11 protein-coding genes are annotated in these 11,780 nt (G+C 62.3%); 6 read left to right on the top strand and 5 right to left on the bottom strand.

Features of this window, described 5'->3' with window-relative positions; all coding sequences use genetic code 11:
* Window positions 1-412: 412 nt before the first annotated feature.
* Complete coding sequence (locus tag RDN59_RS09580) at window positions 413-1,057, bottom strand: rhomboid family intramembrane serine protease (protein WP_308607642.1); 645 nt, start codon at window positions 1,055-1,057, stop codon at window positions 413-415.
* 71 nt (window positions 1,058-1,128) lie between these two features.
* On the bottom strand, window positions 1,129-1,659 hold the full coding sequence (locus tag RDN59_RS09575) for a peptidylprolyl isomerase (RefSeq protein WP_039672975.1): 531 nt from the start codon (window positions 1,657-1,659) through the stop codon (window positions 1,129-1,131).
* A gap of 69 nt (window positions 1,660-1,728) precedes the next feature.
* Here RDN59_RS09575 and RDN59_RS09570 point away from each other — a divergent pair, with 69 nt between their 5' ends.
* A complete protein-coding gene (locus RDN59_RS09570; protein WP_308607641.1) occupies window positions 1,729-2,379 on the top strand; it encodes an HAD family hydrolase in 651 nt (216 codons plus the stop codon).
* 4 nt (window positions 2,380-2,383) lie between these two features.
* On the opposite strand, the gene metE is transcribed toward RDN59_RS09570, so the two are convergent.
* Complete coding sequence (gene metE, locus RDN59_RS09565; RefSeq protein WP_158382091.1) at window positions 2,384-4,648, bottom strand: 5-methyltetrahydropteroyltriglutamate--homocysteine S-methyltransferase; 2,265 nt, start codon at window positions 4,646-4,648, stop codon at window positions 2,384-2,386.
* On the bottom strand, window positions 4,645-5,568 hold the full coding sequence (locus tag RDN59_RS09560; RefSeq protein WP_308607640.1) for a methylenetetrahydrofolate reductase: 924 nt from the start codon (window positions 5,566-5,568) through the stop codon (window positions 4,645-4,647). Before RDN59_RS09560 ends, metE begins: the two co-directional genes overlap by 4 nt.
* 363 nt (window positions 5,569-5,931) lie before the next feature.
* Here RDN59_RS09560 and RDN59_RS09555 point away from each other — a divergent pair, with 363 nt between their 5' ends.
* The 4 genes from RDN59_RS09555 to RDN59_RS09540 all read left to right on the top strand — a co-directional run bounded on the left by RDN59_RS09555 (window position 5,932) and on the right by RDN59_RS09540 (window position 10,679).
* Entirely contained in the window at window positions 5,932-6,807 is an 876-nt protein-coding gene (locus RDN59_RS09555) for a hypothetical protein (protein ID WP_308607639.1), read from the top strand.
* A gap of 166 nt (window positions 6,808-6,973) precedes the next feature.
* The gene (locus RDN59_RS09550) at window positions 6,974-7,177 is read left to right on the top strand and encodes a hypothetical protein (protein ID WP_049156598.1); all 204 of its coding nucleotides are present in this window, start codon (window positions 6,974-6,976) and stop codon (window positions 7,175-7,177) included.
* 83 nt (window positions 7,178-7,260) lie between these two features.
* The gene (locus RDN59_RS09545; RefSeq protein ID WP_308607638.1) at window positions 7,261-8,835 is read left to right on the top strand and encodes an ABC transporter ATP-binding protein; all 1,575 of its coding nucleotides are present in this window, start codon (window positions 7,261-7,263) and stop codon (window positions 8,833-8,835) included.
* The gene (locus RDN59_RS09540) at window positions 8,832-10,679 is read left to right on the top strand and encodes an ABC transporter ATP-binding protein (RefSeq protein ID WP_308607637.1); all 1,848 of its coding nucleotides are present in this window, start codon (window positions 8,832-8,834) and stop codon (window positions 10,677-10,679) included. Before RDN59_RS09545 ends, RDN59_RS09540 begins: the two co-directional genes overlap by 4 nt.
* 45 nt (window positions 10,680-10,724) lie before the next feature.
* On the opposite strand, the gene RDN59_RS09535 is transcribed toward RDN59_RS09540, so the two are convergent.
* Window positions 10,725-10,967, bottom strand: coding sequence for a ribbon-helix-helix protein, CopG family (locus tag RDN59_RS09535; protein WP_308607636.1), 243 nt, complete (start codon window positions 10,965-10,967; stop codon window positions 10,725-10,727).
* A 158-nt stretch (window positions 10,968-11,125) separates the two neighbouring features.
* On the opposite strand from RDN59_RS09535, the gene RDN59_RS09530 reads away from it, so the two are divergent.
* Window positions 11,126-11,647 (top strand): GNAT family N-acetyltransferase, encoded by a 522-nt coding sequence (locus RDN59_RS09530; protein ID WP_308607635.1) that lies wholly within the window; start codon window positions 11,126-11,128, stop codon window positions 11,645-11,647.
* Window positions 11,648-11,780: the final 133 nt, after the last annotated feature.

Genomic DNA, 11,780 nt, shown 5'->3' with positions numbered 1-11,780 from the left:
TGCACCACGCGCGCGTAAATCATCCACACTGCCTACCGCAAGCCCCACAAGATCCAACCCCGAACTGCGGTAGGAGAAATAAGTCTCCAAATCCCCCATGGCCAAGAGACTAAAACACCACCACCCACCCCGCAACCGGAGCACTGTTAACACCTTGGGTACAAAGTTATCCACAGGGTGGGGATAACTCTGTGGAAAACGAATTCCACAGCCTTTCTCCACACGCTGTGGATAAGTGTTTTCACGCTTCCCACAGCCCGCACAAAAACTTCGAATTCAACCGATTAAGCTGCTGATCTGCGGTTATCTTGGCGCACACGTTCGGTAAATTACAAAAATGTAGTTATCCACATTGTGGATAATTTATGTGGAATTCTTTCGCACAAAGGTTTTGGTGGATAACACGCCCGAGTTATCCCCAAAGCCCAGCTCGCAACGCTGCCAACACGGCCGCCGCGACACCGATAAGCCATATCCCCAGCCACCGCAGCCACGCACGTTGGCGAAAGAGGAATGGCGCCAACAGCAGCCCTGTGAGCAAGCCACCCAAGTGCCCCCACACGGAGACGTTCTCCGCCACGAAGCTGTAGATGACGTTGGCTACGACGAGCACGATGGGCGCTCGCAGGTCTAGACCGCGGCTGCGGTAGACACCAATGAGTAGACCCATGAGCGCAAACAAGGCACCGGAGGCGCCCACTGTGGGCGTGTCAAAATCCATCCACAGCACCGCGGCCGAGGAGCCCACCACCGAGATAAGGTAGGCCGCCGCATAGAGCGCACTACCCAAAGCGCGTTCTACTTCCCTGCCCACAAAGAGCAGCATCACCATGTTGACCAACAAGTGCCCGGCATCAAGATGCATGAATCCGGCTGTGAGCACCATGGCGGGATGCGCAGTCACATCCGGCCCCCACAACGTCCAGTCCTGAGCCAAGGAGCTTTCGTAATACGGGGTAACCAGGGTCTTGGCCTGGATCGCCGTGACCAACCATGCCCCAATGCACAGCACCATGAACACCATGGTGACTGGCGCCGAACGGAGATAATTCTTCACGCAGACTCCTAAAACAACGAGCCCGCCACCACATCACGTGGCAGCGGGCTCGGATGAAAAGTTAAGAACGCTTAGGCGATCTCGATGGACTCGATGACAACGTCCTCAGCCGGACGGTCCATGCGGTCGGTGGAGACCTTAGCAATCTTGGACACAACTTCCTGGGAAGCCGCGTCGGTGACCTCACCGAAGATGGTGTGGTGGTTGTTCAGGTGCGGGGTCGGCGCCACGGTGATGAAGAACTGGGAGCCGTTGGTGCCCGGGCCGGCATTCGCCATGGCCAGCAGGAACGGGCGGTCAAACTGCAGCTCCGGGTGGAACTCATCCTGGAACTGGTAGCCCGGGCCGCCACGGCCGGTGCCGGTCGGGTCACCGCCCTGGATCATGAACTGGTCGATGACGCGGTGGAAAATAGCGCCATCGTAGAACGGGCCGGACTGCTCGCCCTTGGCGTTCTGGGTGGTGTAGTCCTTCTCGCCCTTGGCTAGGCCGATGAAGTTCTCAACGGTTACCGGTGCGTGGTTACCGAACAGGTCGATAACGATATCACCGTAGTTGGTGTGCATCGTTGCAGTTGCGGTCTTCTGAGTCATGCCAGCCATTGTATGGAAATTTCGCCGACCGCGTCGTTCCGGCACAACGCTGTGAGCGATCTGCGTAGGGTTACAAGCATGATCCGCGCCATTCTCTTCGATCTCGATGACACCCTCATGGACCACACCGCCGCGATGCACGCAGCCGTTGAGGAGTGGTTGCCAGGCGGGCATCACGAGCGCTTCGCGGAGATTGAAAAGAAGTGGTTCGCCGCCTACGAGCGCGGCGAGGTTTCTCATCAGGGCCAGCGGGTAGAGCGTTGTCGGGAGTTTTTGAACCGCCCAGAGATGACGGAGCAGGAGGCGCTGACGGAATATGCCAAGTATTTGGCCGCGTATGAAAAGCACTGGCAGGCGCTTGGCGACGCCCTCCCTACCCTCCAGCACGTCCTGTCCCGCGGCCTCAAAGTGGGCATTTTAACGAACGGGGCTCGTGAGATGCAGGAGGGCAAGCTGCGGGCAGGAGGGCTCGACCTGCCAGACATTGAGTTATTTCCCACTGTGGAGATGGGTCATCCGAAGCCGCACCGAGAGGCCTACCTTGAGGCTTGTCGGCGACTGGAAGTGGAGCCTGGCTCCACTCTGATGATCGGTGATTCGGTGGCCAATGATGTCGAGGGCGCCCGGGCCGCGGGGCTCAAGGCGCTGCACTTCGATAGGTCCGGAAACGGAGACATCGCCGCGCTCAGTGAGCTGACGGCGATGGACGGTTTAAATCCAGAGATTTAAACCCCTACAGGCTGGAGCGGACCTCGTCGCGGGCGAGGACCATGTTGCGTAGGGAGGCCTCAGTCTCCTCGTAGCCGCGAGTCTTCAAGCCGCAGTCCGGGTTGACCCACAGGCGCTCGACCGGCACGTTCTTGAGCGCTGCGCGGATGAGCTCGGCCATCTCCGCCACGGACGGGATGCGCGGGGAGTGGATGTCATAGATGCCCGGGCCGATCTCGGAGTGGAACTTCTCATCGATGTCCTCGAGCAGCTCCATGCGGGAGCGGGCCGCCTCGATGGAGGTGACGTCGGCGTCCAAGCCGGCGACGGCATCGATGATCTGGCCAAACTCCGAGTAGCAGAGGTGCGTGTGGATCTGGGTTGCAGGCTTCGCCTGCAACGAAACTACTCGGAAGGAACGCACCGCCCAGTCGAGGTAGGCCTTGCGGTCCTTCTCGCGCAGCGGCAGCAGCTCGCGCAGGGCGGGTTCGTCGATCTGGATGATGTCGATGCCGGCCTCTTCGAGGTCGCGAACTTCGTCGGCCAGCGCCACGCCGAGCTGGTCGGCGGAGACTGACTGGTGGACGTCATCGCGCACGAAGGACCAGGCCAGGATGGTCACCGGGCCAGTGAGCATGCCCTTGACATGCTTCTCGGACAGGGACTGCGCGAACTTCGCCCACTCGGTGGTCATGGCCTTCGGGCGGGAGATGTCGCCGACGACGATTGGCGGACGGGTACAACGGGAGCCGTAGGACTGGACCCAGCCGTTCTCGGTGACGACGAAGCCGTCGAGAAGCTCGGCGAAGTACTGCACCATATCGTTGCGCTCCGGCTCGCCGTGGACGAGGACGTCTAGGCCCAAGCGCTCCTGCAGTTCGATGACGGATTTCACCTCGTTGCGCAGTGCCTCGGTGTAGTCGGCATCGGAGAGCTCGCCCTTGCGGTGTGCGGCGCGCGCGGCGCGGATCTCAGAGGTCTGCGGGAAGGAACCGATGGTCGTGGTTGGCAGCTGCGGCAGGCCGAGGGCTTCCTGGGCCTTGTTGCGCTCGGCGAACTCCGGCTGGCGCTGAACCTGGCCCTCCGGCAGCTGCGCGGTGCGATCCTGTACTGCCTGGTTGTGGGTGCGGGAGGACTCGGCGCGAGTGCGCACGGCGCGGTCGGCCTGTGCATAGGCCTCCGGGGCGTCGAGCGGGCCGGCGGAAAGTGCTACGACCTCGCGGATCTTCTCGTCAGCAAAGGCGAACCAGGTGGCGACGTCCACCGGCAGGGAGGTTTCCGCCTCCACGGTGTGCGGCACGTGCTGCAGGGACACGGAGGTGGTTACGGTGACGCCTTCGCCGAGGCTCTCGAGCTTCTCGCGCAGGTCGCGGAGGTTGGCGGCCCAGACATTGCGGCCGTCGACCAGGCCGGCGGCGAGGTGGGTGGCCTCGGCGAGCTTGGCCACGCGCTCGAGGTAGGAGTTGTCTAGGGCCAGGGTGCCGACGGAAAGATCCACCTGGACTGCTTCCGGCTTGAGCTCGGCGACGGCGTCGAGGCCGGCGTTGAGGGAACCATAGGGCGTGGTCAGGTAAACCTGCGGGCGCTTCTCCGCGCCCAGGATGCGGCCGTAGGCGGTCTTGAGTGCGGCGGCCAAGGTGGCGTCGTCAGCGGCGGCGAGGTCGGCGACTAGGGCCGGCTCGGCGAGCTGGATCCACTCGACGCCGGCGTCGTGAAGCTCAGCCAATACGGTGAGGTAGGACTCGACTGCCTGATCGAGGTGGTCCAGAGGCTGCTTGGTGGCGCCCTCGGCCTGCTTGGACAGCGCCAGCAGGGTCACCGGGCCAACGAGGACCGGGCGCACGGTGTGACCGGCGGCGCGGGCCTCCTCGACGATCTTCAGAACACGCTGCGGGCGGGCGGTGAAAGCCTGGTCATCGGTGATCTCGGGAACGATGTAGTGGTAGTTGGTGTCGAACCACTTGGTCATCTCCAGCGGCGCGGTGTCCTTGTTGCCGCGGGCCAGGGTGAACTCATCATCGAGGCTCTCGCCCTGGGCAGCGCCCACGGTCAGTGCGGTCTCGAGGACGTGGTCGTAGTAGGCAACGTCAGCCGGAATGGCGTAATCCTCAGTGAGGCCCAGCTCCTTGAGGCGGGCGTAGGTGTCGAGGCGCAGGGAGTGCGCGGCGGATTCGAAGGTCTCGGCGTCGATCTTGCCGGACCAGTAGGACTCCAGCGCGCGCTTGAGCTCGCGGTGGGCACCGACGCGCGGGTAGCCCTCAATCGTGGCCTTGGGGAAGGATGCGGTCATGGGATGACTCCAATTCGATGTAGCAGGTCAGTCGTAATGTCTGGATTGTTGTGCGTGTAGATGTGCAGCCCGTCGGCGCCGGCGTTCATCACCGACTTCGCCAACGATGCCGTAATCTGCATGCCGATTTCTTTCTCTTCCTCGGGGGAGGTCGCTGCCGCGAGCTGGTCGAGGACCTTGGTCGGCCCATCCAGCCCGGACAGCTGGCACATTCGCTCCACCCGAGCCCGGCTCGTCATCGGCATAATCCCGGGGATGAGCGGAATGCGCACACCCGCCAGCCGGGCGCGCTGGGCAAAGCGGACGTAATCCTCCGCATCAAAGAAAAGCTGGGTAATAGCGAAATCAGCGCCCAGGCGCTGCTTGGCCAAAAGGACGTCGATGTCCTCGTCCGGCGTGGCGGACTCGGCGTGGCCATTGGGATAGCAGGCCACACCCACCGCCAAGCGCCCGGCCGCCAAGCGCGCCACGCGGTCCGATTCCCAGCGGCGAATGAGCCGGACCAGGGAATCAGCGTGCGGCAGGTGACCTTCGGGCATGCCGCCCTCCGGCAGATCGCCGCGGAGGGCGAGGAGGCCGCGGACGCCGGCGTCGACCAGCGTGTCGATCCAGCCAACGAGCTCTTCCTCTGTACCGGCGGTGCAGGCCAGGTGGGCCAGAGGACGCATCGCGGTATCGCGCGAAATCTTCTCAATAAACGCCGCGGTTCCCTCCAGCCACCCGGAGCGCTGGGAGCTGGTAACGGCGATGTAATCGGGGTTATACGCGGCGAGCGTGGCCAATAAGCGGTCAATCTTCGCAGCATCCGCGTCGTGGCGCGGCGGGATCACCTCGAAGGAGAGAGCGGTGCGCTTGAGCTCCCTAGGCGTATCTTCGCTGATTTGGTCTAGTGGCGCGGATGCGGAAAGTCGCGGAGACATGCTCACCTCCTCTGCAGGTTATCGTTGTTTATCGTCGGTGTTGATGTCCCAAAACGTACCAAGCTGTCCATTTCTCGCGAAAGCGTTCTAGCTTTGGTAATACCTTTAGAACCCAGTCAGCTGCGCCGTTAACGCAAACCCGCAATGAATAAAAACCCGCCTCATCCGTACAAAGCTGTCTATTTTCTTTGAACAGCTCGCGGCCTTTGCGCATATGGTGGCGGGACCTGCGCGCCGCCACTACGCTGAAAGGGAGTATCCAGCGCGAACGCGGACACACCCGGTTCGGCGCCGACAATCACTCCATAAACAGTTGTCCAACACAAATCACCTCAGTATTGACATAAAGGAGCACCTGAGCCCATGAACCCCGCCGCCCTGTCCACAGCCATCAGCGCCACCTCCGCCCTGGTGGAGCGCCTCAAGGAACGCCGCGAAGAGAAGGCTCGCGAGGCCTACTCCGTCCTAGAGACCGCCGCCGCCCGCATGGAAGAACGCGATGGCGACTGGTTCTCCGAGGCCCGCCGCGAAGCGGGTGCCGTAACCAAGGCCGCGCACTCCCGCCTCGAGCGCGCCCTGGAAGAGCTCAAGGAACGCAGCGAAGAAGCCACCGAGAAGCTCTCCGAAGCTGCCGCGGAGGCCCAGGACAAGGCCTCCAAGCAGTGGGAAAAGACCCAGAAGCAAGCAGAAAAGAAGACCTCCAAGGCCCGCAAGCAGGCAAAGAAGAAGGCTTCCAAGGCCGAAAAGAAGGCTCAGAAGCAAGGCGCTCTGCTGCAGAAGAAGGCCCGCCGTATCAGCGGTAAGGACAAGAAGAAGGGCTCGAAGGTCTGGCTGATCTCCGCGCTCGTTGCCGCCCTTGCGGCCATCGGCGGCGGCATCTACTACTTCTTCACCCAGAAGAAGGAGAAGGAGTCCGCCGTCCCGCCGCGCGTGGAGGACTTCTCCTCCCCGTCTGCACCGCAGGGCTCCACCTTGGTCTACACCTCCACCACTGAGGACGATGCCAAGAAGGAGTCCGACCTGGCTGAGGAAGGCGTCGTCGAGCGCGATGAGGAGCTGTTGGACTCCCTGGATGAGCAGTTGGCCAAGCACCGCGAGGAAGAAACCGCTATTCAGGACGCCGTCGAGACCGAAATCGAGGTCAGCAACGCTGACAAGAAGGATGCCGACACCTCCCGCATCACCGACGACCACGAGTCTGAGGGCAAGCACCGCCTCCGCACCGAAGAGGAGAACTAATCCCCCATCCTTGGGGGTGCGTGTTTCGTTGCCTTGATCTCACTCCTTTGCCTGCACGGGCCCGACCTGCTTGAATCGAGGGTTAATCGGCATCGATCGTGAAGGATCGGTGCCCGCGCGCAGTTTTGCGCCGCTACCCTATCAGCAGCAGGCAAGGAGATCAGGAATGAGCTTCGAATCACTCATCGTCAAGCTCAAGAGTGGGGACACCTTCTATTTTCCGGCCGGTGCCGTCAGCGGTGATCCGTCCACCCGCGTGGATAACCTGCGCTTTGCCATCGAAAACGGCACGCAGTTCACCTCCGTCGATGACTACGGCGTCGACCGCGAGTTCAACGGCTACGACGTGGACAACTACCACTTGGCTTAAGCCGCGCAACCCGTTACAGCGATCCTTCTTTGCTGTAATCTGAATCACCACCGTATGCGCATTCCGCTATAAGATGAGTCCTTATGACTCACTATCCACGCATGCGGACGTGGTCGTGGTACCTCCCCGATGAACCACCTACCGGGGAGGTATCCCTCACTGAGACCACCAACTTCTCTCGGCCCGGCGCCGCCACGTGGCGGATGCTAGGTGCCCAACGCACCGGCGTCATCGGCATCTTCATCGCCACCCTCATCAACGCACCGCTGGGCGCATTGGTCTCGGTCATCATCGGCCACACTACGCAGTATGCCTTTTCCGATCCCTCCTGGCGCACCGTAGCCTTGCCGCTTGCGGCCACCGCGGTCATCCTCTACGTCGCCTATATCTGCGAAGCCACAGCGGATGCTTTCACGGATCTGAGTCAAGCCCGCACCACCCACACGCTGCGCCTGAATCTTCTGGATAAGCTGCTGGGTGCCTCGACCGCCGGAATTAGCCCCGGCCGGCTGCTCAACACGATGGATGAGGATTCGCACTACATCGGCCAACTCAAGCAGATCCTCAACTTCCCACTGGTCATGGTGGGCTACCTCTTAGGCGCCGTGGTCAGCCTCGCCCCGGTTTCCTGGCAGGTCTCCGCCGCCCTGCTCATCGGTGCCCTCGCCACCGCGCTGGCCTCGTGGGCCACCACCAAGCCGCTGACCAAGGTTGCTGCGCACCGCCGCCAGCTGGAAAACACCGCGTTATCACTCGCCACGGACTTCGCCCAAGGTTCCCGCGTTATCAAGGGCCTGGGCGCCAAGGACATTGCCCGCCAGCGCTTTTCCGACGCCGCTCACGAAGCCCTAACCACCATGCTTCACGAGGCCAAGCTGTCCTCCCTCATGGCCTGGGTGCGGCAGATGGTCCCCGCCTCCTTCGCGGTAGGCATCCTGGCCTGGACCTCCTGGGAAACCTTCGAAGGCCACATTGCCCCCGGCGGCATGATGGCGATTACCATGCTGGCTCCTCCGGCATTGACCGCGCTCGGCGTATCGCTGGGCCTACTGACCGAAAACTGGGCCAGAGCACGCGCCTCCGTGGAACGTGTTGGCGAGCTGCTCGGCCAGCTCAATACCACTACCGAGAAGACAACCGGCACGCCCATCGAGCTCTCCCCTGGCCTGCACGTGTGGATGCCCACGACCGCCGAGGGCCGCAGCACCGTGGATTCCTGGGTGCGCTACCTCAACGACAACGGCGCTTTGTGCCCTCCGCACCGCATCTCCGTGCTGGAAGGCACCTTGCAGGACAACGTCGATCCGCTACGCGCTGCTACGACACCACAACGCCACGCTGCCTTGCACGCCTCCGCCTGCGAGGACATTGTTATCCGCCTCGGCGGGCTGGGCCCGGGCGGCGAACTTCCCACCGCACCCATCGGCGAAGCCGGCCTCAACCTCTCCGGCGGCCAGCGCCAGCGCGTCGCCCTGGCCCGCGCACTCGCACTCGATCCCGACGTTCTCGTACTCGATAACCCCACGACGGGGCTGGATTCGTTGACCCTGGCGGACGTCGCCAAGCGCGTGCGCGAACTGCGCGCCGACAAGACCACAGTGGTCATCACCTCCGCCTCCACGTGGGCCGCCAACGCCGATGAGGTGGTGGAGCTATGAGCAACCACCCCACCACCACAGACCGCGCGGATGCCCTCGCCCCCGCCTCCCCACAGGAGTCACTACGCTTCCTCAAAACCCTGCCCAGTGCCCCTAGCAGGCTCGGCATCGCCCTCTTCTTCGGCCTTTTTACCGTCACCGTCATCATGATGAACCTGGTCTCCCAGGTGCTCGGCCGCGTCGTCGACATCATCCAGGGCGTGGAGCTCCCCGTCCTTGGCACGGGACGCACAGCCATGGTCGGCGCACTCATCATCATCGCGGTCGGCTTCCTCGTGGAGGTTACCGGCCGCACCCTGGGGCGCTACCTGGTCACCTCCACCACCCGCCGCCTCTCGGTGGATCTGCGCACCTCAGCACTAGATTCCACCCTCGGTGCCCCCGTGCCGGCCGTCATGGAACTAGGTACCGGCAACATCATCACGCGCCTGTCCAAGGACATCGACACCGTGGTCATGGCCATCTCCATGATGGGTGACCGCCTAGTGCTCACCCTCTTCATGCTGCCGCTGACCGCGCTCATGATGATCTTCATCCACCCCGCCTACGCCCTGCTCTTCATTGCGGTGAGCTGCCTGCTCTACCCCTTCATCCGCGGTACCATGCGGGATATCCCCGCCATCGCCAACGAAGTCTCGTCAGTGGAGGCCTACCGTAATAACGTGCTGTTGGACACCATCCGCGCACTGGAGACCCTCCGCCAGTTCTCTCTCAAAGACTGGGCACACGCGCGCATGGAGCGCTACTCCTGGGACACGGTGCAGGCCTGGGGTGACAAGGTTCCGCTCATCAACCGCATCGTTGGCCAGGGTGCCCTCGCCTTCGCGGTGCTGCTGCTGGGCTCGGTCCTCATGTCCGTGCCCATGGTGATCTGGGGCTGGCTTACCCCTGGTGAGGCCACCGCCGCTGTGCTGCTGGTCATGCGCCTGGAGATCCATGTGTTCAACATCCTCTTCTTCGCCGGTGAAATCCAGCACTCCGTGACCTCCCTCGGCCGCGCCGTGGCCCTGGCCACCCTCGAGGACAGCGCGCACACCAGCGCGAACCAGAAGGGTACCAACACGAACCAGAAGGGCACCACCACGAACCAGGACACTCCTCGGCTTAGCGACGCCCCCACCATCACCATCGAGCACCTCTCCTACGCTTACCCCGGTGGGGCGCCAGTGCTTGACGACGTCTCCCTGACCCTCACCGCCGGCACCACCACCGCCCTCGTGGGCACCTCCGGCGCGGGTAAATCGACCCTCGCCTCCCTCGTCGCGGGCCTGCAGTACCCCACACAGGGCACCATCAGTCTCGACGGGATTGATACCGCCACGGTGCCGAATACCTGGATCACCGAGCACGTCGCCCTCATTACTCAGGAAGTCCATCTCTTCTCCGGCACGCTGCGCAGCGACCTGCTGTTGGCGAAGCCCGATGCCAGCGATGAGGAACTGTGGCGCGCGCTCAACACCGTGGGCCTTGATGAGAATTCGCGCTGGCTACCCGAAGGCCTGGACACACTCATCGGCGCCGGCAACGAAGAGATTGGCGCGGAGGCCGAGCAACAGCTTTCGCTGGCCCGCATGATCCTACGCCAGCCGCCAGTACTCATCATGGATGAGGCCACCTCCGAGGCCGGCTCCGAGCACGCCGAGGTACTCGAGCACGCCGCCAAGGCCGTCACCAAAGACCGCACCTCACTCGTCGTTGCCCACCGCCTGGACCAAGCCCGCGAGGCCGACCGCATCATTGTCATGGAACAAGGCCAGATCGTCGAGGACGGCACCCACGCCGACCTCATCGCACTGGGCGGGCGCTATGCCTCGGCCTATGCCCAATGGGAGCATGGGAAATAGGTGAGAGCACAGCAAGCAGAACCAACCGGGGAATAGTCTCGCATCTTATGCGACTATCTGCTTGATTGCCCGTCGAATCAACTCAGACCGGGTCACCTTTTCCTTTGCTGCAACCCGGTCAAGGTTTGTTAACTCTTCCTGCGTCAGCCTTACAGCCACAACTTTCGCAGGCTCAGAACCTCGTCCAGGACGCCCACGCCCTCGCTTTTTCAACTCCTGCGGGTCATAACCTCGCTCGGCTTCAGCGACCCAGGCATCCAATTGCTTATCAGTAACTTTCACAGGCATGGGATTATCGTATAACGAAAAGTTGTCTTTGGCACCGCCTAGAGAGTCACTAGAAAAGTGCAAGCCCAACCTCCGCTGACAACGATTCTACGAATTTTCCTCCCCGTCATCGGCTCTTGCCACTCAGCGCAACTACTTTTAGCCCTTACCATGGACTCATGCATCTTCTTTCCCTTACTGAAGCCGACCGCACCTATCTAGCCCGTATCAACTTCCTTGCCGATACTTTCGGCGATGAGCACAAGGAACTCCCTGAAGGTTTCGAGGAAGGTTTCGACTATTACCTCGGTGGTTGGGAGCCTTCCCGCGGAGGTTTCATCGCCTGGGAGGGCCACGTCCCCGCCGGTGGCGTGTGGCTGAATTGGGGCACGGCTGAGCGCCATGGGTTTGGCCACGTGGCGGAAGGAATTCCGGAGCTCGCTTTGGCCGTGGAGCCCCGCTTCCGGGGCCAGGGTGTTGGCACCCTGCTGATCGACGCCGCCACCAACCTCGCCCGCGAAATGGGCGCCCCGGGCATCTCGCTCTCAGTGGCTAAAGACAATGACCGCGCTCATCGCCTCTACCTCCACCTGGGTTTCGAACCAGTCAGCGAACGGGACGGCCACATAGTCCTAGTCAAGCGCTTCGACAGCAACGCCAATGCCAAGGACATCGACGAGGCCACATCAGACGAGGCTTAAGGGACATTTCGTGTGGATAAACCGGTACGGATTTCCGGGGCAGCCTGGGATAATGCGGTGATCTTGATTTTGAATCGGTTCCAACAGCCCGATCGATGAAATCAACACCGGATAGTCCTAGGTCTGTGATAGG

The organism is uncultured Corynebacterium sp. (assembly GCF_902489365.1).
Classification (GTDB): Bacteria; Actinomycetota; Actinomycetes; order Mycobacteriales; family Mycobacteriaceae; genus Corynebacterium.
Note: the sequence above shows the minus strand (reverse complement) of the source record. Positions and strands in the feature narration are given on the sequence as shown.